General features: G+C 49.9%; 21 protein-coding genes and 1 other RNA gene. 7 read left to right on the top strand and 15 right to left on the bottom strand.

All coding sequences use genetic code 11. The features are described 5' to 3' along the window. Window positions 1–235: 235 nt before the first annotated feature. Window positions 236–1,411, bottom strand: coding sequence for an HlyD/EmrA/EmrK family protein (locus tag LVJ88_RS10535; RefSeq protein ID WP_054600147.1), 1,176 nt, complete (start codon window positions 1,409–1,411; stop codon window positions 236–238). 210 nt (window positions 1,412–1,621) lie between these two features. On the opposite strand from LVJ88_RS10535, the gene LVJ88_RS10530 reads away from it, so the two are divergent. Next, window positions 1,622–1,840 carry a hypothetical protein gene (locus LVJ88_RS10530; protein WP_143773659.1) on the top strand — a complete coding sequence of 73 codons (219 nt, stop codon included), beginning with the start codon at window positions 1,622–1,624 and terminating at the stop codon, window positions 1,838–1,840. On the opposite strand, the gene bioD is transcribed toward LVJ88_RS10530, so the two are convergent. From bioD to LVJ88_RS10500, 6 genes are all read right to left on the bottom strand, one after another. Beyond that, window positions 1,813–2,484 (bottom strand): dethiobiotin synthase, encoded by a 672-nt coding sequence (bioD, locus tag LVJ88_RS10525; RefSeq protein ID WP_085418382.1) that lies wholly within the window; start codon window positions 2,482–2,484, stop codon window positions 1,813–1,815. The two genes, LVJ88_RS10530 and bioD, sit on opposite strands and share 28 nt — an antisense overlap. Window positions 2,485–2,656: 172 nt before the next feature. After that, complete coding sequence (locus LVJ88_RS10520; protein WP_085356209.1) at window positions 2,657–4,033, bottom strand: alanine/glycine:cation symporter family protein; 1,377 nt, start codon at window positions 4,031–4,033, stop codon at window positions 2,657–2,659. A 556-nt stretch (window positions 4,034–4,589) separates the two neighbouring features. Then, window positions 4,590–4,958 (bottom strand): Co2+/Mg2+ efflux protein ApaG, encoded by a 369-nt coding sequence (apaG, locus tag LVJ88_RS10515; protein WP_054600144.1) that lies wholly within the window; start codon window positions 4,956–4,958, stop codon window positions 4,590–4,592. A 28-nt stretch (window positions 4,959–4,986) separates the two neighbouring features. Further along, on the bottom strand, window positions 4,987–5,475 hold the full coding sequence (locus LVJ88_RS10510) for a phosphatidylglycerophosphatase A family protein (RefSeq protein WP_054600165.1): 489 nt from the start codon (window positions 5,473–5,475) through the stop codon (window positions 4,987–4,989). Beyond that, a complete protein-coding gene (gene thiL, locus LVJ88_RS10505) occupies window positions 5,468–6,427 on the bottom strand; it encodes a thiamine-phosphate kinase (RefSeq protein ID WP_085418383.1) in 960 nt (319 codons plus the stop codon). Before thiL ends, LVJ88_RS10510 begins: the two co-directional genes overlap by 8 nt. Window positions 6,428–6,780: 353 nt before the next feature. After that, entirely contained in the window at window positions 6,781–7,521 is a 741-nt protein-coding gene (locus LVJ88_RS10500; RefSeq protein WP_054600142.1) for an OmpA family protein, read from the bottom strand. A 455-nt stretch (window positions 7,522–7,976) separates the two neighbouring features. Between LVJ88_RS10500 and LVJ88_RS10495 the strand changes: the two genes are divergently transcribed. Continuing rightward, window positions 7,977–8,927 carry a CysB family HTH-type transcriptional regulator gene (locus LVJ88_RS10495; RefSeq protein ID WP_085418384.1) on the top strand — a complete coding sequence of 317 codons (951 nt, stop codon included), beginning with the start codon at window positions 7,977–7,979 and terminating at the stop codon, window positions 8,925–8,927. 201 nt (window positions 8,928–9,128) lie between these two features. Here the strand turns inward: LVJ88_RS10495 and rpsI are convergent, their stop codons facing one another. The 6 genes from rpsI to LVJ88_RS10465 all read right to left on the bottom strand — a co-directional run bounded on the left by rpsI (window position 9,129) and on the right by LVJ88_RS10465 (window position 12,207). Beyond that, window positions 9,129–9,521: a 30S ribosomal protein S9 gene (gene rpsI / locus LVJ88_RS10490; RefSeq protein ID WP_054600140.1), complete on the bottom strand. Its 393-nt coding sequence runs from the start codon at window positions 9,519–9,521 to the stop codon at window positions 9,129–9,131. 9 nt (window positions 9,522–9,530) lie between these two features. Beyond that, entirely contained in the window at window positions 9,531–9,959 is a 429-nt protein-coding gene (gene rplM / locus LVJ88_RS10485; RefSeq protein WP_054600139.1) for a 50S ribosomal protein L13, read from the bottom strand. Window positions 9,960–10,210: 251 nt separating this feature from the next. Beyond that, a non-coding RNA gene (gene ssrS / locus LVJ88_RS10480) (6S RNA) lies at window positions 10,211–10,388 on the bottom strand. Window positions 10,389–10,401: 13 nt separating this feature from the next. Then, window positions 10,402–10,698, bottom strand: a complete 297-nt coding sequence (locus LVJ88_RS10475; protein ID WP_085360137.1) for a cell division protein ZapA — start codon at window positions 10,696–10,698, stop codon at window positions 10,402–10,404. Window positions 10,699–10,701: 3 nt separating this feature from the next. Next, window positions 10,702–11,097: a hypothetical protein gene (locus LVJ88_RS10470; protein ID WP_085418385.1), complete on the bottom strand. Its 396-nt coding sequence runs from the start codon at window positions 11,095–11,097 to the stop codon at window positions 10,702–10,704. Between the two features lie 120 nt (window positions 11,098–11,217). Beyond that, complete coding sequence (locus LVJ88_RS10465; protein WP_085360142.1) at window positions 11,218–12,207, bottom strand: NAD(P)H-dependent glycerol-3-phosphate dehydrogenase; 990 nt, start codon at window positions 12,205–12,207, stop codon at window positions 11,218–11,220. A 296-nt stretch (window positions 12,208–12,503) separates the two neighbouring features. Between LVJ88_RS10465 and LVJ88_RS10460 the strand changes: the two genes are divergently transcribed. Further along, window positions 12,504–13,661, top strand: coding sequence for a cytochrome-c peroxidase (locus LVJ88_RS10460; RefSeq protein WP_085418386.1), 1,158 nt, complete (start codon window positions 12,504–12,506; stop codon window positions 13,659–13,661). 78 nt (window positions 13,662–13,739) lie between these two features. On the opposite strand, the gene metK is transcribed toward LVJ88_RS10460, so the two are convergent. Continuing rightward, a complete protein-coding gene (gene metK, locus LVJ88_RS10455) occupies window positions 13,740–14,909 on the bottom strand; it encodes a methionine adenosyltransferase (RefSeq protein WP_085356215.1) in 1,170 nt (389 codons plus the stop codon). Between the two features lie 227 nt (window positions 14,910–15,136). Here metK and LVJ88_RS10450 point away from each other — a divergent pair, with 227 nt between their 5' ends. The 4 genes from LVJ88_RS10450 (at window position 15,137) to LVJ88_RS12580 (ending at window position 18,299) form a co-directional block, all read left to right on the top strand. After that, window positions 15,137–16,018 carry a lysophospholipid acyltransferase family protein gene (locus LVJ88_RS10450; protein ID WP_054600164.1) on the top strand — a complete coding sequence of 294 codons (882 nt, stop codon included), beginning with the start codon at window positions 15,137–15,139 and terminating at the stop codon, window positions 16,016–16,018. A 15-nt stretch (window positions 16,019–16,033) separates the two neighbouring features. Next, the gene (rfaQ, locus tag LVJ88_RS10445; RefSeq protein WP_085418387.1) at window positions 16,034–17,131 is read left to right on the top strand and encodes a putative lipopolysaccharide heptosyltransferase III; all 1,098 of its coding nucleotides are present in this window, start codon (window positions 16,034–16,036) and stop codon (window positions 17,129–17,131) included. A gap of 178 nt (window positions 17,132–17,309) precedes the next feature. Continuing rightward, window positions 17,310–18,149 carry a GNAT family N-acetyltransferase gene (locus LVJ88_RS10440; protein ID WP_085356217.1) on the top strand — a complete coding sequence of 280 codons (840 nt, stop codon included), beginning with the start codon at window positions 17,310–17,312 and terminating at the stop codon, window positions 18,147–18,149. A gap of 18 nt (window positions 18,150–18,167) precedes the next feature. Then, window positions 18,168–18,299: a hypothetical protein gene (locus tag LVJ88_RS12580; protein ID WP_255351195.1), complete on the top strand. Its 132-nt coding sequence runs from the start codon at window positions 18,168–18,170 to the stop codon at window positions 18,297–18,299. Window positions 18,300–18,547: 248 nt separating this feature from the next. On the opposite strand, the gene LVJ88_RS10435 is transcribed toward LVJ88_RS12580, so the two are convergent. Next, on the bottom strand, window positions 18,548–20,257 hold the full coding sequence (locus LVJ88_RS10435) for a calcium-binding protein (protein WP_244694158.1): 1,710 nt from the start codon (window positions 20,255–20,257) through the stop codon (window positions 18,548–18,550). Between the last annotated feature and the right edge of the window lie 64 nt (window positions 20,258–20,321).

Genomic DNA, 20,321 nt, shown 5'->3' with positions numbered 1-20,321 from the left:
ACTTCCATGGCGGATCAGGTTGCGTAAGGTTCAAAACATCTTGAAGCCTGTGCAAACATCTGCGGCGTGCTGCCTAGTGTTAAAAATGCGTTGATTGACTATATTGTAATCGTATGTTTTTTAAGCGAAACCCGAATCCAATGTTGTGCATGATTGTGAAAATATGCTGACAACGAGGCCGTCTGAACAGGCTATTCAGACGGCCTCATGGATATGAACGCCGACCATGCCGGCACTACTTGGCATATTTTTCGAAAATCTGCTCAATCAAGGCATCGGCGGCCGACCAATCCACGGCATCCGCTTCTGCGGCAGAAACCTGTTTGTCGGCTGCCTCTGCCATGGTTTTGCCGTTGCCACTGTTGGCGGTATCCACTTTTACCGACATCGACAAACCCACGCGCAGGGGATTGGCTTTTAATTCTTGCGGATTGAGGCTGATGCGCACGGGAACACGCTGAACGACTTTAATCCAGTTGCCGGTGGCGTTTTGCGGCGGCAACAGTGAAAACGCACTGCCCGTACCCGCCGACAAACCCATGACTTTACCGTGATAAACCACGCGGCTGCCGTATAAATCGGCGGTCATGGTAACCGGTTGGCCGATGCGCATTTTACGCAATTGAACCTCTTTAAAGTTGGCATCAACCCACAAATTGTTTAACGGTACGACCGCCATCAACAAAGCACCCGGTGCGATGCGTTGGCCGACCTGAATATTGCGTTTGGCAATTTGCCCCGCCATCGGCGCACGGATTTGGGTGCGCTGTAAATTCAACCAAGCATCTTTGATGTGGCTGATGGCCGTCTGAACGGCAGGTTGCTGGCGGAGGGGAATGTTTTTGCCCAGCAGGGCTTGTGCGGAATCTGCTTCGGCTTCGACGGCTTTCAAAGCGGCTTGAGCCTGTACGACGGCGGCGCGTGCATGGCTGAGTTCTTCGCCTGATACGGCATCGGTTCCCTCCAAACTTTCGCGGCGGCGCAAGTCGGCCTGTGCTTTAGCCAATTCTGCTTTGCGGATGAGAACTTGGGCTTTTGCTTGGGAAGTTGCGGCGGTTTGCCGTTTGTTTTGGCGGATGGCTTGAATCAGTTCGTTTTGCGCGCGGTCATATTCCAGCTGGAAATCGGTATCGTCCAGCACGACCAGCACATCGCCTTTTTTGACGATGTCGGTGTCGTCAACCGCTACGCGCCGCACCGTGCCGCCGATTTGCGGGGTAATCTGCACCAAATGGCCGGCTACATAAGCATCATCGGTTTTTTCTTCGTGCTGCCACACCAAAAAATAAACCAGTGCAAAGCCCAATGCCAATACGATAAAAAACAGCGTAACCAGAGTGAGATTACGCTTACGGCGGGACAACTGGCGCCGTCTGTTTATATTGTCAGCAATATTTTGCGGAGTATCCATCATCCCGTTCCTGATTTTTGAGCCGATAAGCATTTCAGACGGCCTGTTGCGTCTTGATGCTGCCCCAACAATTTTTCTTTTTAAACAGTTAACTTTTAGAAAGTTATTGATATGGAATCACTATAAAAAGTGTGGGTATTTTATCTCCCAGTCATTTAATCAGGCAAGTGACTGTATTGGTATGGATTAAAGTGTTTAAAGGTATATGAGTTGGATAGAAAAGCCGTAAAAAACCCAAGTATTGGGTCTTTACTCACCGTTATTTGCGGGCGTATTGCTGCGTTGTATGCTGCTTTGAACTGTATCGGCACTAGAGAATTGTGCAAAGGTTTCAGGCCGTCTGAAAAATTTGCCGGAACATGTATTTCAGACGGCCTGATGCTCAAGCGTGCAATTCACGGCTACCATAAGCAGGATGGGGAAAAGTAGTGTAACAACGCTTGCGGTTCAGCCGAAGGAGCATAGGGAACAACACCCAGCAGCGGCGCGGGAATGCGTGCCTTCAATGTGGCAAGGTAGTCTTCAAAGCGGTGGGGAGCGGCATCGACACAGTTGGCTACCCAACCGGCCAAGGGTAAGCCTGCTTGCAAAACGGCGCGTACAGTCAGCATGGCATGGTTGATGCAGCCGAGTTTCATGCCCACAATCACAATAACCGGCAGTTTTTCTGCTGCCACCCAATCTGCGAAATCTACTTGACTGCCCAACGGTGTAAACCAGCCGCCAGCGCCTTCAACCAATATCCAGTCGCCTTGTTGCTTTAAAGCGGCCAAGCCGTTACTTAATACTTGCGGATGAATCCCCACACCTTCGTCGGCGGCGGCCAAGTGCGGCGCGGTGGCTTCGCGAAAGGTGTAACAGTTATGGGCGGTATAAGGCAGGCAGACATTCGAGGCCGTTTGCAGGCTCAATACATCGGCGTTGCAGCCGGTGCTGTCGGCTTCGGAAGCCACGGGTTTGAAGCCGATGGCTTTTTTTCCGTTTAGAGCGGCGGCGCGCAGAAGTAGGGTGGAGCAGAGGGTTTTGCCGATTTCGGTGTCGGTGCCGGTAACAAAGTAAACACGGGGTTGCATTAATTTCAGACGGCCTCTGGGCAATATCGGAAGTTTGGGATTATATAGTAAGAGACCTTCGCAAAGGTTTCTGCCTGTATTTGAAAATGCAGATTTCGTATCAAAGACTTCCCATCCAGACACGGGCACGATAAAAAAACGACCCGGATTGACCGGGCCGTCTGAAAAAAGATTAATGCAGCTCGCCGCTCTTGCGTTTGGCTTTAAAGTCTTGTGTTTCTTTCACAATCACGCCGGAAAGCAGAATCAATGCAATCAAGTTCGGAATCGCCATCAAACCGTTGAAGGTGTCTGCTGCCAGCCATACCAAATCCAAGCTCGCTACCGTACCGATCATGACCGTGGCAACATAAATCACGCGGTAAACATTGGCAAAACTGTCGCCAAACACATACGCCGCACATTTTTCACCATAGTAGCACCAGCCTAAAATAGTGGAGTAGGCGAAGAAAATCAGGCCGATGGTCACTACCCAACCCCCGGGGCCGGGGAGCAGTTGGTCGAACGTGGTGGTGGTCAGCGCAGCACCGGTAATTTCAGGTTTGACAAATACACCGTCTGCCCCGATTAAGCCCATGACCAAAATGATGCCGGTGATCGAACAAACGATGATGGTATCCAAGAACGTGCCGGTCATCGATACCAATGCCTGACGGACAGGATGGTCGGTTTTGGCGGCTGCCGCAGCAATAGGCGCCGAACCCATACCCGCTTCGTTAGAAAACACCCCGCGTGCCACACCGTAGCGGATAACGCTGCCGAGTGCGCCGCCGGCCACGGCTTGGCCGGTGAAAGCATCGGTCAAAATCAGTTTCACGGCGGGAATCACCAGCTCGAAGTTCATCAAAATAACCACAATACCGCCGGTTACATACAATACGGCCATTAAAGGCACAATCAGTGAAGAGGCGGTGGCGATGCTTCGGATACCGCCCAATACCACAATAGCGGTCAGGATAGTTAATGCAATGCCTGTGTAGAGCGGGTCGATGTTAAAACTGGTTTGAACGGCTTGTGCCACAGAATTCGATTGTACCGAGCTGCCGATGCCGAAAGATGCAACAGTACCGAACAAAGCAAAAGCATAAGCCAGCCATTTCCATTTGCTGCCTAAGCCGCGCTCAATGTAATACATCGGCCCGCCGGACATTTCGCCTTTTTTGTTGGTTACACGGTATTTAACGGCCAGCACGCCTTCGCCGTATTTGGTGGCCATGCCGAAAATGGCGGTGATCCACATCCAAAATACCGCGCCCGGCCCGCCTGCAACCACTGCGGTGGCAACACCGGCAATGTTACCTGTTCCGATGGTGGCGGAGAGGGCGGTCATCAAAGCACCGAAATGGGAAATGTCTCCGTCGTGATCGCTGCCGTCTTCTTTTTTGCGGTGCGGCATAAAGGCTTGCTTAAGCGCATAGCCCAACATGCTGAATTGTAAACCTTTTAGCATAACGGTTAGCAATATGCCCGTGCCAACGAGCAATACCAGCATAGCAGGCCCCCAAACCCAGCCGCCTACCGTATCGAAAAAGTTTTTCAAGGCATCCATATTTGCTCCTGATTGTTAACATTTTGTTCTAGTTTGCACATTTCAGCACAAGGCGTAAAGAATTGCAAGCAGGGGTTAAGCCCTTTCAAAGCCTGCTTGAGGCTTGCCGGACGAATAAAAATATTACTTTGGCAAGTAAGAACGAGAGTGCCATGTGGCGTTAGTTTTGAAAACGACAAGCCGAGACCTTTGCAAAACTGCCATCTGTTGCGTATTTTTGCGTTGTGCGGCTTATACAACCGTTTTGTTTGAGCTAAGGTGCATCAACGCTGCAGTAAAAGTGAAGTTGATTGACTATGATTGTTGCACTGCTACTCTTGAAATGTATCTACACTTGGGGTTTCGCAAAGGTATCAGGCCGTCTGAAATATTCAGACGGCCTGTTTGGGCTGTCGAATGATGCAACAGAATAACCGGATTAGATTGATAGCACATATTGAAAATGCTTTAAATGGGTCGGTTTAGTCCTTGCGGAATAGCGGCTTTGTTAAAGTCGTTTCAAACCCGCCGCAGCGTGCCAAACAACATGGCATCACTACACAGCCGTAGAGTTTTTTTAATGCACGACCACGTCGGCTCGCAGATCGAATTTCGGAATCGGCACAGAAAAGCGTTCGCCGTAGCTGTCTTCAAATTCGTAACTGCCTTCCATGCAGCCCCACGGAGTATTGAGATGAGCACCGCTACTGTAATAATAGTGTTCGCCGGGATAGAGTACGGGCTGCTCGCCAACCACGCCTACGCCGGATACTTTTTCCACTTCTCCGTGCGCGTCTGTAATACGCCAATGGCGGTTGCGTAGGGTAATCACTTCATCGCTGTGGTTGTGAATAGTGATGTCGTAGCTGAACACATATTTGTCTTTGGCGATATTGCTTTGTTCTGCCAAAAAGCTGGGTTCTACAATAATTTCAATTTCATCCATATTTTTATTTCCATGTATTCAGACGGCCTTATATCAGCCATGCTCCGATTTTGAGTGCCCATACAGTAAAAACGGCAGCCACTATGTCGTCAAGCATAATACCCAGCCCGCCATGTAAGCGGGCATCAAGCCATTTTATCGGCCAAGGTTTAACTGCATCAAAAAAACGGAACACTAAAAACGCAGCCAACCACCATGTCCACTTGAACGGCACGAACGCCAAAACCGTCATCATGGCAACGATTTCATCCCACACGATGCCGCCGTAGTCGTGTATGCCCAGTTCACGTTCGGTTTGGCTGCAAATCCGTATGCCCCATACGAACAATATCGCACAAAATGCCGCCAACCACCACCCTGAGATACCGATTAAATGCAAGATAAATGCAATCGGTAAAGCAGGTAAAGTACCGAATGTGCCGGGTGCGAACGGAGCGAGACCGCTGCCGAAACCAAACCCCAAAAAACACACGGGCCGTGCTTTCAGCCATGCCAAATCCGGTTTGAAGTTAGCCAAAATGATCAAAACCTAAAGTAGTTAAAGTTATGGTATTGCCGTTTGAATCTAAAATGTTCAGGCGGCCGCTGTCGTTGATTTTACCGATGCGGGTAACCGTTGTTCCACAGGCATTCCCTGCTTCTATCACGGCATGTCTGCACGCTTGCGGGGCAGTAAACAATAATTCGTAGTCGTCGCCGCCGGCAAAGATGTAATCATACAGTAAAGATGGATCCAATAGTTTGCGCAGTTCGGGCAAAGTAGGAACAGAATCTGCATGAATTTCTGCACCGACGCCGGAAGCTTTTAAAATGTGTCCCATATCTTGTGCCAGGCCGTCTGAAATATCTTGGGCTGCATGGGCAAATGAAAGCAAGGCCTTGCCTAATTCAACCCTCGGCGTGGGGCGTAAACGGATTTTTTCGCATAAAGCAAAAGTTTCATCGGGCAGCTGTATTTTCCGCCAATGATGATTTAAAGCAGCTGCGGCCAAACCGATTCTTCCGGAAACCCAAATATCATCACCAATACGCGCGGCATCACGTCTTAATGCTTTTCCCGAAGGCAGCTCTCCGATTATTGTAACATTGAATACCAAATCACCTTTAGTGGTGTCTCCCCCAATCAAAGTTATACCAAATTGTTTCGCTAAGGCAAACATACTGTCACAAAATGCCGTGAGCCAGTTTTTGTCTAATTGAGGCAGTCCTGCGCTTAACAGAACCCATCTAGGGGTCGCTCCCATGGCTGCCATATCAGAGATATTTACAGCCAAAACCTTGTGAGCTAGGTCTTCAGGACAAACATCGCCAAAGAAATGCCGATCCTTAAGCAGCATATCACTGCTGAAACATAAGTCCCATCCCGGGCGAGGGCGGATAATGGCAGCATCGTCGCCAATGCCCAGTAATACATCTGAATCGGTTGGTTGGGTAAATAAATAATTTTTGATGAAGTCGAATTCTTTCATGGCTGATAAAGACCGGCTGGTATAGTCAATCCGCTTAATTTTTAATACAAGGCAGCAAGCTGCAGACAGTGCAGATAGTACGGAACCGATTCTGTTGCCGCTTCAGCGGCTCGCCCAATCGCTCTCTTTGGGATAAGGCGCAGCAATACTGTAGTAAAAGTTAGTGGATTGGCTATAGATATATTGAAAACAATGCATCGAATATATCTTATAGCAAATAAACTTTATTTCTGCTACGGCGTTACTGCACTGTATCAAAAATAAGTTTATTCGCTATATTTCTTAGCATGTTTTCCAAGCAAAAGAAAACCCCGCATAAAGCGGGGTTCAGAGTAAATTTCTGTAGTAAGAAATTACGGACGGGTGTAGCCGTGGTATTTAGAAGCAGGGCCGGGAATCCAACCGCCTTCAGTAGCAGGGCGCTCTCCTTCAACATGGCCGGGAGCTACTTGTTTGGTAACCAAAGTGCGGATCTTAACATCTACACGACGGTCAGGTTCGATACATGCAATCAGAGCAGCACGTTTTTGAGCTTTAGATACTTTTTTGCCCAAGTTGGCTACTTCTGCTTCACAAGAAGCAGTCATGCGCGCTTGAGATTCGCCCAAACCTACAGCAGAAATCTTGCCAGAAGAAACGCCACGGCTAACCAAGTAGTTGGCCACAACATTGGCACGACGTTCAGACAGATTTTGGTTGTATTCGTCTGAACCCATGAAGTCGGTGTGACCTTCAACGCGTACAGCTTCAACATTGGTGTTGCTCAAGCGTTGTGCCAAGCCGTTCAGAGTTTCGGCAGCTTCAGGACGCAGATTGTCTTTGTCGAAACCGAACAATGTTTTAGCAGATAAAGAAACGGTTTCATCGGCATATTGAGGAGCGGTAGATACGGCTACGGCATCGTTACACTCAATACGGCCTTGAGTTTCTTTGTTGAAATAGGTATTTTTCCAGCACTCGCCGTAGTTGTTGCGTACAACAGTTTGTTGGCGGTCTACGGTATAACCGTGTTTGGTATGCGGTTCGCTGGCCATTGCGGTGCCTGAAGCCACCAATGCAACGAACAAGGCGCTTAATTTCAGCTGTTTGGTCATTTTATTCCCTCATCAAAGATTGTTATGCAGCGGTTAAAGTTTGCTTATCCGCTGCAAATCACCAAATATACAGGCCACTGTTGTAAAACGGCGGCAAATCGGATATATCAGTTTGCACTATAAAGAAGCTGGGGGCAAACTGTCAATAGCACGACGCCGGCACACAACGGCAAAGACCCGCTTCCTGTTCATAAATCATGCCGAAAAATCAATCTTGTGTCATTTATTTATCGATAAATCAGGAAGTAGGGTAATTAGTAGTTGTACAAAAGATACACAAACATATCCGAAAGAATATGGCCCGTTGATATAATTAAAAGATTGTTTATTAAAAAACAAAAGCTTTACTGTGCATTTTTATGTGATAGGACAGATTTTGTTAAAGTATGCTACATTCTGGTTGGATTGTCGTACATAGCCCACAAATTTCTATCTCATTATTAATTAATATTTATATGAAGTTACAGCAATTACGTTATGCTCTTGAAGTTTCTCGTCATAATTTGAACGTATCTGAGGCGGCAGAAGCGTTGTTTACTTCGCAGCCGGGTATATCTAAGCAAATCCGCTTATTAGAGGAAGAGCTCGGCATTCAAATTTTTATACGCAGCGGGAAACGGGTGGTTTCCGTTTCTCAGCCGGGTAAAGCAGTTTTGGAGCTGGCCGAGCGTATTTTGCGTGATGTGCAGAATATCAAAAATATCGGTCATGAATTCACCGATCAGGATAGCGGTTCGTTAACTATTGCCACCACGCATACGCAAGCAAGGTATGCCTTGCCTAAGGTGGTATCGGAATTTGTGAAAAAGTACCCTAAGGTTAAACTCAGTATCAAACAAGGTAATCCGTCGGCCATTTCTCAAATGGTTGTCAGCGGCGAGGCTGATTTTGCTATCGCAACAGAATCTTTAGAAGAAGGTGATGAATTGCGGAAATTACCTTGTTCCGAGTGGACTCATGCGGTTTTGGTACCTGACCATCATCCTTTGTTGGAATGTATGAATCCGCTTAGTTTGTCGGATTTGGCCCGCTTTCCTTTGGTAACCTATGAATTTGCAATAAATAATAACAGCAATATTTCCCGTGCATTCTATAAAGCTCGACTGGATATGCCTTCTGTTGCATTGTCTTCTGCGGATACCGATGTTTTGAAAACTTATGTGAGATTGGGTTTGGGCGTGGGTTTGATGGCGAAAATGGCTTACGACAAACAATTGGATCGGGATTTGCATCTTATTGATGCTTCTCATTTATTTGAACCCTCCCAAACTTATATCGCTTTACGCCCTGATACATATTTGCGTGGTTATACTTATGATTTTATTAATTTATTTGCACCGGGCTTGAATAGGGAGAGAATTGATAAAATCTTGTATCAACCGGTAGAAGAAGATTTTTCGATATAGGGATATAGGTATGAATGATGATTTTATTTCCGTATTGTTGTGAATGAAAAGAGAAGTAATGCTTGAAGAAGAGTAATTTTTAACGTTTGGATGGGTAAGTGTATTGCTGGTGTGTGATTGCAAACATTTGCTGCCCAAAAGAAAAATCCCTGTTTGTAAACAGGGATTTTTGATAATGTAAACGTAAATAAGTAATAGGAATTAACGTTTTGAGAATTGTTTTGCGCGACGTGCTTTGCGCAAACCCGGTTTTTTACGTTCAACTTCACGTGCATCGCGGGTAACAAAGCCGGCTTGAGATAATGCAGATTTCAAGGCTGCATCGTAATCAATCAAGGCACGGGTAATGCCGTGGCGGATAGCACCGGATTGGCCGGTTTCGCCGCCGCCGGTTACATTTACTTTAATGTCGAAAGATTCGGCATTTTCAGTCAGAACCAAAGGCTGGCGTACGACCATGCGGCTGGTTTCGCGGGCGAAAAATTCGTCAACAGGGCGGCCGTTTACGATGATTTGGCCGGTACCTTTTTGCAGAAATACACGAGCCACTGAACTTTTGCGGCGGCCGGTGCCGTAGTAATATTTACCGTTCATGTGGTGTCCTTAGATATCTAAAACTTTGGGTTGTTGTGCAGCATGGCCGTGCTCTGAGCCGGCGTATACTTTCAGTTTTTTGATCATGGCATAGCCTAAGGGGCCTTTGGGCAACATGCCTTTAACGGCTTTTTCCAAAACGCGCTCAGGGAATTTTTCTTGCATTTCGGTAAAGTTGCGCTCGTAGATGCCGCCGGGGAAACCTGAGTGACGGTAATATTTTTTGTCTAAAGCTTTATTACCGGTTACGCGCAGTTTGTCTGCGTTGATGACGATAATGTAGTCGCCGGTATCAACGTGCGGGGTGTATTCGGGCTTATGTTTGCCGCGCAGGCGACGGGCGATTTCTGCGGCAACGCGACCCAATACTTTATCTTGGGCGTCAACCACAAACCACTCGCGCTTTACTTCATGCGGCTTGGCTGAAAAGGTTTTCATAAGGGGTAATCCAGATAGATATAGAAAGCTGCCGATTTTATAGATGATTCGGAAGTCTGTCAATCTGATTTGAGTTGCTTGGGAAAATACGTTGGAGACTTTAGGATGAAAGCTGAATGGTGTTGTATTGGTTGCTGTTTCTGCGTGCTTGAGTGTGGCTTGAGCTGAATGGTTTGTGAGAATTGGTGTGTTTGGTTGTTGATTTTTTATCAGGAGGAAAAATGCCGCCTACCGGCGGCATTTTGTTTTGGGGAATCCCCGCTGGTGTCGTTTAGGCTGAATCCGCTTGAACCTTGCTGACAAGGCGGTCACCACGGGCAGTTTCGGGTGCATCTGTAAAGACGCTCGCGCCCACTGCATCTCCCGGCAACCTAAAGCGAACGTATTGGTTCAAAGGAATGTATGCCTTCGCGAACACCGCAGGGAAAAAGCTTTCGGCTTGCTATGCCGTTTTGGATAAAACTTTATCGCAAGCATTAATCATGTCTGTTATTTTACGCTCAAAATCGCCGATTGCCAAATCATCTTTCATCGACATTTTTAGGAGGTCGTGAACGACGTTGAGTGCGGCCATGATGACGATTTTGTCGGTTTCGACGATGCGGCCGTTTTGTTTGATGGTGTCAAACTTTTGGTTGAGCATGTTAACGGCTTGGAGAAGGGTGTTTTTTTCTTCTGAAGGGGTGCCGATGGTAAATGAGCGACCCATGATTTCTAGGCTGACTTGTTCGATACTCATTGTTTAGCATCCTTCTTGTTGGGTGGCTTCGGGTTGCTGAGGCAGGCGCGACAACAGTTTGCGCAGATGTTCTGCGTTGGCGTTTAGTGCATCTCGGTATTTTTGGTTTTCGGCGGTCAATTCGTCGATTTTGTTTTGCATTTCATCGGTAACGGTTTGAATGCGGTTCTGCATTTCGTTTTTGAGGTTGCTCATTTGTACCATGAGAGCTTCGCTCAATTCGTCGACAGCTGCCTGATGTTCGTTTTTTTGCTGTTCTTGTGCCATTTGGTGCTGGGTAATTTCGCTTTTCAGGCGGGCGATTTCTTCTTGATGGCGTTTGTTTTCGCCCAGCTGGGTTTCGAATTTCTGTACCAGCTGGTAAACATTGATTTCGAGTTTTTCCAGAGATTGATTCATGTTGTGTACCGCTCGGTTGATATGGGGGCAAGCATAGTAGGGATGGATGGGGCTGTCAAATAAGGCCGTCTGAACGTGATGTTTTTCAGACGGCCTGATATGTGACGGGTAAGTAAAGGGTTATTCGAAGCGGGTTTCGCGTTCCATTAACCGTTCGACAACTTGGCGGGCATTGAGTTCTTTTCGGAGCAGCTGGAGCAGGGTGTGGGTAATCGGCATGTCGATTTGGTATTTGCAGGCGGTGTTGAATACTTCTTCAATGGTGCTGACGCCCTCGGATACATGGCCGATTTCTTTTAATACTTGGTGGAGTTCTTTGCCTTCTGCCAAGCCTAAGCCGACTCGGCGGTTGCGTGAAAGTGCTCCGGTGCAGGTAAGAATCAGGTCGCCGATGCCGGCCAGCCCCATCATGGTTTTGGGTTGTGCGCCCATGGCGACGGCAAGGCGGGTGATTTCGGCGAGACCGCGTGTGACGAGGGCGGCGCGGGCGTTGAGTCCGTATTCGAGGCCGTCTGAAATGCCGGTGGCGATGGCCATGATGTTTTTAACGGCACCGCCTACGGCTACGCCGATGATGTCTTCACTGCCGTAAAGGCGCAATACGTTGCTGTTCAGACGGCCTATCAGTTCCTCTGTCCATTCTTTGTTTTCCGAAGCCAACACAACGGCACAAGGCAGTTGTTTGGCCAATTCTTGGGCAAAGCTTGGGCCGGATAAGACGCCGATTTTGGTGTTGTCGGGTACGACTTCTTTAACGACTTGGAAGGTGAGCAGGCCGGTGTCTTGTTCGAAGCCTTTGCAGGCTGTAAGGATGGGCAGGTGTCCGGCGTTGTGTTCGACTAAAAGTTTGACGCTGTCGCGCAACCCTGCAACGGAGGTAACGATTAATACCAGTTCGGTGTTTTTCAGGGCTTCTTGTAAGTCGGTATGGACGCTGAGGGTGTCGGGAAAGGAAAAGCCCGGAAGGTAGCGTTTGTTTTCTTGGTCTTGCCGAAGGGTTTGCATGTGTTCGGCATTGCGCGACCATAACGAAATACGGTGGCCGTGTTGTGCGAAATGTAGGGCAAGCGCGGTTCCCCAAGAGCCTGCGCCTATAACGGTGATATTCATATTGGTATTCTCATTGTTGGAATGGGCTAACTTTAAAACAATCACCGTAGGGGTGCAAGTTTGGTAAAACAGCAATGGCGGGCGGACGGGTAAATGGAAGACGGTATGAATCGACGGCAGCCGTTTTAATAATGGCTATTGGCATGATTTGTAATTTTTATAGATTGCAAAACATTGATTTTAAGCAAATCAAGAAAAAAGATGATGTTTATACTGAAAATGTTTGTAAGGATTTTGTTGTTTAACCGTCTTGGTCAATACCGATATCAAATAACCATAAATATTAAGGAACCACCATGAAAAATGTTTTGAATAAGGGCAGTGTTGCCCTTACTGTATTGTTGGCTCTTTCTGCTTGCGGTGAAAAAGAAAAACCTGCGCAAACCGAAGCGGCTTCCGCGCCTGCTGTTGCTGCCTCTGCGGCCTCTCAAGCGGCTGTGGACAACAGTAATGCTTCGCCCGAAGACAAAGAGTTGTTGAAACAGGCTCAAACATTGTTCCAGCCGCTGCCCGATGAGGTTGAAATGCAGAAAGCCCATCCTATTACGCCTGCACAGGTTAAGCTGGGTCATCAGTTGTGGTATGAGCCGCGTTTGTCGAAGGGTAATACGGTAAGCTGTAATTCTTGCCACAGCCTTGCCACCGCCGGTGTGGACAATCTGCCGACCAGCCCGGGGCACAAGGGTACTTTCGGCGAGCGTAACTCTCCGACCGCGTTGAATGCGGCCTTGCTGGGCAGCCAGTTCTGGGACGGGCGCGCGGCAACGGTGGAAGAGCAGGCCGGTGGCCCGCTGTTGAATCCGGTGGAAATGGCCAATACCGACCAAGCATCGGTTGAGAAAAAAATCGCAGGCATTCCCGAATATCAGGCTTTGTTTAAAGAGGCGTTTCCTGAAAAAGGCGGTGCGGTTTCTTTTGAAAACATTACCCATGCGATTGCGGCATTCGAGCGCACTTTGCTCACGCCGACGAAGTGGGACGATTATTTGAAAGGCAATATCAATGCCTTGAATGAAACCGAACGCCAAGGTGTACGTTCGTTTATCAACAACGGCTGTATCGCCTGCCACAAAGGGGTAACGCTGGGCGGAGATTCTTTCCAGAAATTCGGTTTGGTCAAAGGCCCTTATTGGCAGTTTACCGGCAGCAAAAAACATGACGAAGGCCGCTTTGAGGTGACTAAAGCGGAAAGCGATAAGTTTGTGTTCCGCGTGCCGGGTTTGCGTAACGTGAGCCGCACTTATCCTTATTTCCATGACGGCAGCGTGTGGGAGTTGGATAAAGCGGTGAGCATTATGGGCGAAGCCCAATTGGGTAGAGAACTGCCGAAAGAAGAGGTAGAAAAAATCGTAGCGTTTTTGAATACCTTGTCGGGTTCCGTGCCTGAATCTGCGCGTACTGTTCCGGAGTTGCCGGTGTATTCGGAGAAGGAAAGCCGTCCGAACAATAATTAAGAATGTAGTGTCTGAATAAACTTGAGGCCGTCTGAAAACGAATGTTCAGACGGCCTCAAGTTATTCGGCTCGGCAGGATTACAAACCTGCGGCCGCTTTTAATGCCGGCACTTTGTCGGTGCGCTCCCAAGTAAACTCGGGTTCTTCGCGGCCGAAGTGGCCGTAGGCGGCGGTTTTGCTGTAAATCGGGCGTTGCAGGTCGAGCATCTGCACAATGCCTTTCGGGCGCAGGTCGAAATGTTCGCGTACCAATTTAATCAGTTCTTCTTCGTTCAATTTGCCCGTGCCGAAGGTGTCGATGGAAATCGAGGTCGGTTCTGCAATGCCGATGGCGTAGGAAACCTGCACTTGGCATTGGGTGGCCAAGCCTGCGGCAACGATGTTTTTGGCCACATAGCGGCAGGCATAAGCGGCGGAGCGGTCGACTTTGGTGGGGTCTTTGCCGGAGAATGCACCGCCGCCGTGGGGGGCTGCGCCGCCGTAGGTATCGACGATGATTTTACGGCCGGTTAAGCCGCAGTCACCTTGCGGGCCGCCGATCACGAAACGGCCGGTGGGGTTGATCAGATATTTGGTGTCTTCCGTGAGCATGTTTTTCGGCAGCACGGGTTTGATGATGTGTTCGATCACGGCTTGGCGCAGCTCTTCATGCTCGATTTCCGGGTCGTGTTGTGTGGACAATACCACGGTGTCGATGCGTTTGACTTTGCCGGTTTCGGCATCGTAAACGGCGGTAATTTGGGCTTTGGCATCGGGGCGCAGCCACGGCAGGCGGCCGTCGCGGCGCACTTCGCTTTGGCGTTGCATCAGGCGGTGGCTGTAATAAATGGCAAACGGCATCAGCGTGGGGGTTTCGTCGCAAGCGTAGCCGAACATCAGGCCTTGGTCGCCCGCGCCTTGGTTTAAGTCCAAGCCTTCGCCTTCGTTCACGCCTTGGGCGATGTCGGGAGACTGTTGGTCGTAGCACATCATGACCGCGCAGCCGTTGGCGTCAAAGCCCAGCTCGGAAGAATTGTAGCCGATGCGTTTAATGGTTTCGCGCGCCACTTTGATGTAATCGACATGGGCGGTGGTGGTTACTTCGCCGGCAAGCACGCACAAGCCGGTGTTGACCAGAGTTTCGGCAGCCACGCGGGCTGTCGGGTCTTGCGCCAAGATGGCATCGAGAATGGCATCGGAAATCTGGTCGGCCACTTTATCGGGATGGCCTTCCGATACCGATTCGGAAGTGAATAAATATTCGCTCATGGGGGAATGCTTTCTTAAATAACGAAGCCGCAGGCCAAAAGGATGCGGCGGATAGAAAATAAACGCTGGGATTATAGCAGAGAACGCCGTTTTGGGGCGGGGCATGCCGTCTGAAAAAAGCGGAATCAAAGCGGTGCAGGGGCGGAAGCTTTTTGTTTGAAGAGTGGTTTGGCCGTGCCTTTTTTCTATTACAATAGCAGCATTTTTCTACCACCTTTTTTATGTTCATGCAGAAACTGATTGCTTTGATTTTCCGCCTGTTTGCTGCGTTGCCTTTGCCGTTGCTGCATGTTGTCGGCCGCGTGGCGGGCGGATTGGCGTTCCGTGTTTCGGCTTCGAACCGGGAACGCATCCGCAAGCATTTGGAGATTGCCGGCATCCGTTCAGACGACCGAATGGTAAAAGCGGTGTTGCAGGAAACCGCCAAGGGCGGTTTGGAGCTGCCGGTGGCTTTTTTCAGACGGCCTGAAGAAGTGGCGGCGTTGTTTAAAGAAGTACACGGCTGGGAACATATTCAGACGGCCTTAGACAACGGCGAAGGGTTGTTGTTGATTACACCGCATATCGGCAGCTACGATATTGCCGGCCGCTACATCAGCCACCGCTTGCCGTTCCCGCTTACGGCCATGTACAAACCGCCGAAAATCAAAGCGTTCGACGAAGTGATGCAGGCAGGCAGGGTGCGTGACAAAGGCCGCACCGCGCCGGCGAATATTCAAGGTGTCAAGCAGATTATCAAAGCTCTGCGGGCCGGCGAAGCAACGATTGTGCTGCCCGATCATGTACCCGACCCGCAGGAAGGCGGAGAGGGCGTGTGGGCCGGTTTTTTCGGCAAGCCTGCTTATACCATGACCTTGGCCGCCAAATTGGCGCAGATCAAGGGCGTGAAGGCATTGTTTTTCTGCGGCGAGCGTTTGCCCGAAGGACAAGGATTCGTGCTGCACATCGAACCGCTGCAAGGCGGCTTGACCGGCGATAAACAGCACGATGCGGCGGTCATCAATCAAAATGTCGAAAATTGGATCCGCCGGTTTCCCGAACAATATCTTTTCGCCTACAACCGTTACAAACATCCGGCAGGCGCACCGCCGCCGCCTGATGCCGTCTGAAAAAGGCTTGTCAACATGAGTTCTCACTACGAGCATGCGCCTAAAAGCGTTTTGGTTATTAAATTGCGACATCACGGCGATGTGCTGCTGACCACGCCTGTTGTCGATAAAATCAAACAGGCTTATCCCGATTGCGCCGTCGATATGCTGGTGTATCGCGAAACGGCGGATATTTTGCGCGACAACAGCCAGATACGCCGTATTTTTACGATTGACCGCCAATGGAAAAAGCAGGGGGTGCGGCAGCAGCTTGCCCATGAAACGGCACTCTTTTCCGATTTGAAAGCACAAGGTTACGACTGGGTGTTCAACCTTTCCGACCAATGGCGCGCGGCAGCGGTGGCCAAGTTGTGCGGCAAACGCAGCGCGAGCCTGCGGTACGGCAAGCGCGATAATGCGCTGTGGCGGTTTTGCCATAACGAATTGAGCGAAGATCTCGGCCATGAGCACCATATTGTCGAAAACCATTTGGCGGTGCTGCGCCCGTTGTGGCGGCTCGATAACGCTTACCGGCCTAAAGTGCGCATGGAGATTGATGCCCTTACCCGCGAATCGCTGCATGCCAAGTTAACGGAACGCGGCTGGCAGGGAGAGGCTTATGTGTTGATGCACCCCGGTTCGCGCTGGCAGTTTAAATGTTGGGATAACGGTAAATATGCCGAACTGCTGCAACGCCTGCTCGACAGCGGCCGCAATATCGTATTAACTGCAGCTCCCGATTCTCAAGAGCAAGCCATGTTGGCAGACATTACAGGCCGTCTGAATATTCCCGAAGGGGTAAAAGTATGGCAGCTGTCGGGATGCCTGAACTTGCGCGAGCTGGCCGCCGCCATTCACGGCGCGCAACTGTTTATTGGAGTGGATTCCGTTCCCATGCACATGGCTGCTGCGCTCGACAAACCGCAAGTAGCCTTGTTCGGGCCGAGCTGGGTCAGCCGCTGGCGGCCCTATTCCGACAAAGCAACGGTCGTGTGGGCGGGAGATTTCGGCGAGCTGCCCCATCCGGACAGTATCAATACAGACGATCCGACCCTCATGTTGGAAGCGATACCTGTAGATGCGGTATGGCGGGCGGTGCAGGAAAAGCTGGCAGAAGCAGGTGAGGCCGTCTGAAAACAGCGTGCGGCGGCAGCCTCCTTTCACGCACCATTTTATTCCGTCCGACGGGCTGATGCTTTAGATTGATACCGCACTACGGTATAATCGTCGCCACAAAGAAGAGAATTATCCGGTATTGCGCCATTTTGTTTTATTCCGCGCCGAACAACAATATAGTTAAAGCGAGCCGCCCATGTTAGTTTGCAATCCCTATGAAATCATCATTCACGGCACCACCAGCAACGGAAAAGTGTTCCGTCCGAGCGATTGGGCTGAGCGGCTGTGCGGTATCTTATCTTCTTTTGATAAGGGCAACCGGCTGTCTTATCACGAGTGGGTACATCCGATATTGGTCGATAAAATCCGCTGCGTGGCGGTAGATAAAAAGCTCGAAGAAATCAACCCCTCGATGTTCCGCTTTTTGATGGATTTTGCCGCCGACAACGATTTGCGTGTAATGGATTGCCAATCGTTAATAGATGAGCAGGCGGCGGCTAAAGAAACGGCGGCGCAAACACCGCCGGTAGCGGCGGTGGCGGGCGGAGCGGCCGTGCAAGAGGCCGTTGCGGAGCAGCAAAAGGCAGAAACCGTACAGAGCGTGTTGCGTGAAATCGGCGAAGAAGAAACTGCCGTGGCTTTTGCCGCATTAAGCATTTTGCGCACCACGCTGAACGATGTATCCCGCTTTGTCGAGCAGGTTAACACCCACCAACGTCCGCAAGGCTACCGGTTGTTGGGTATTTTTGAAGAAGGCAAAACCAATGCCGTGGCCGTATGCGGTTTCCGCGAGCAAACCAATCTCGCCAGCGGCCGCCATATCCATATCGACGATGTGGTAACGATTCCGCAAGGACGCAGCAAAGGCTATGCCGCGCGCTTGCTGGCCGAAGTTCAAAAAATTGCCGAAGAATCCGGCATCCGTAAAATTCATGTCCAATCCGATGTAGGCAGCGAGCGCACACCCGCCCACCGTTTGTATTTTGAAAGCGGGTTTGAAATCGACGCGTTCCATTTTGTCTGTAAAGTAGATTGACGGTTTGAGGAGGTAATCATGAAAGTATGGTATGGGGCAATATTGGCGGTGTTGTTGGCTTCGTGCGCACAATCCGGCTCCGGTTCACGGCAGATATACGGAGAAGTGAAAGGCGGCGTGGAAACGTCGCACACCCGTATCGGCCGTTAATGCGTATGTCCAACATATATTGAACATATATTGATTAGAGGCCGTCTGAAAAGGTTTTCAGACGGCTTTTATTATTAAATTTGAGTTAATAGACTGTATCCGGTGCCTGTAAAGGTTTTGTTTGTTGGCAGGAAAACTTTGCAGGCAATAAAAATCCCCCGAAAACCGCCTTAACCGGGCAGTTTTCGGGGGATGTTTTCAGCGGTTTACAAATTGCGGCGGCCGTCCGCAATATGTGTGCCGTTTATTTAGATAATGCCTTCGTTGTTATTCGGCAGAGCTACCGAATCGTAGCTTGCGGTAGCGTAGCCGGTGTCAACGCCTTGAGCACTCAAGGCTTTGTCGATGGCTGCGGTATCCCATACGCTGCCGTCGTCGAAGTTGAATTCTTCGATGCGGTAGGCAGAGCTTTCAAACCATTTCACAACGGTCAGAATATCTTTATCGTTGGCTGAGATGGTCAAGTCGTTACCGTTGCGGCTGAATTCCAGATCGGAAGAGTGCAAACCGTGCCAGAATTCGATCACGTCGTGGTTGCCGGCAGTGGTGTCGTAATCGCAAACAACATCTTTGCCGTAACCTTTGTTAAACACATAAGTGTCGTTGCCTGCGCCGCCTTCGAGGTAGTCGTTACCTGTTCCGCCGTCTAACCAGTCGGAACCGCCTTTACCGATCAGGCGGTCGTCTCCGCCCATGCCCCGCAACTCGTTGTTGGCACCGTTGCCGATGATTTCGTTGTTGAGGCTGTTGCCGGTACCGTTCAGGTTGGCATTGCCCATCAAAATCAGGTTTTCAACATTGTCGGGCAGCTCGTAGTTGATATAGGTGCGAACGGTATCCAAGCCTTCGCCGGGCAGTTCGATCACTTTATCGCCTGCTTGTTCAACCAGATAAACATCGTTACCTTGGTTGCCGCGCATGATGTCGTCACCTACGCCGCCGTTGAGATAGTCGTTGCCGTTACCGCCATACAAGGTGTCGTTACCTTCTTGGCCGTAGAGCGTATCACCGTTGTTGTCGCCGTAAATGATGTCGTCGCCGCCTTTTCCGTAGATCACATCGGCGCCGCCGCGACCGTCGATGATGTCGCCGTGTTGGGTGCCGTAAATGGTGTCTTTATGGTCGGTGCCGATAATTTTGCCGTCAATGATATTGCCGGGATTTTTATCGATGCCGCCAAAGCTGTTGTCGGGATTTGGGTTGTTGTCTTTGCAATCTACGCAATCATCAGGCTTCGGCTCAGGCTTCGGCTCAGGCTTCGGCTCAGGCTTCGGCTCAGGCTTCGGCTCAGGCTTCGGCTCAGGCTTCGGCTCAGGCTTCGGCTCAGGCTTCGGCTCAGGCTTCGGCTCAGGCTTCGGCTCAGGCTTCGGCTCAGGCTTCGGCTCAGGCTTCGGCTCAGGTTTCGGCTCAGGTTTCGGCTCAGGTTTCGGCTCAGGTTTCGGCTCAGGTTTCGGCATTGGCTCAGGCTTGGGCAAAGGCTGCCAGCCGTCAGGATTTTTAGAATCGGGATTGTCCGGTTTGGGTTTCCAATCGCCTTTGCCTTTGTCGTCGTCATCCCAATCGGGTTTGGGATGAGGTTTGGGTTGTGGCTTGGGCTTCCAGCTGCCTTTGCCTTTATCATCGTCGTCCCAGTCGGGTTTGGGGTGGGGTTTGGGGTGTGGCTTGGGCTTCCAGCTTCCTTTGCCTTTATCATCGTCGTCCCAATCGGGTTTAGGCTGTGGTTTGGGTTTGGGAATCGGTTTCCAGCCGCCTTTTCCGTCTTCACCCCAGTCCGGTTTAGGTTTGGGTTTGGGCTGGGGATATAAGGGTGGGTAGTAATGATCGGGATAGCAATCGATCCATCCTCCTTTTTTGCCTTTTCCTCCCTTGCCTTTACTTCCGCCTTTTCCACCCCAGCCGTAGCCGTAATAGCCGCCGTATCCGGGTTGGAAGCCATAAGAAGAATAACCGTAACTCATTTTGAATCTCCCAATAAGGTTTCGTTGTTAAATCATTTACTTCAATAAAATTGCCTTTAAAGTA

Source organism: Neisseria dumasiana (assembly GCF_022870885.1).
GTDB lineage: Bacteria > Pseudomonadota > Gammaproteobacteria > Burkholderiales > Neisseriaceae > Neisseria > Neisseria dumasiana.
Note: the sequence above shows the minus strand (reverse complement) of the source record. Positions and strands in the feature narration are given on the sequence as shown.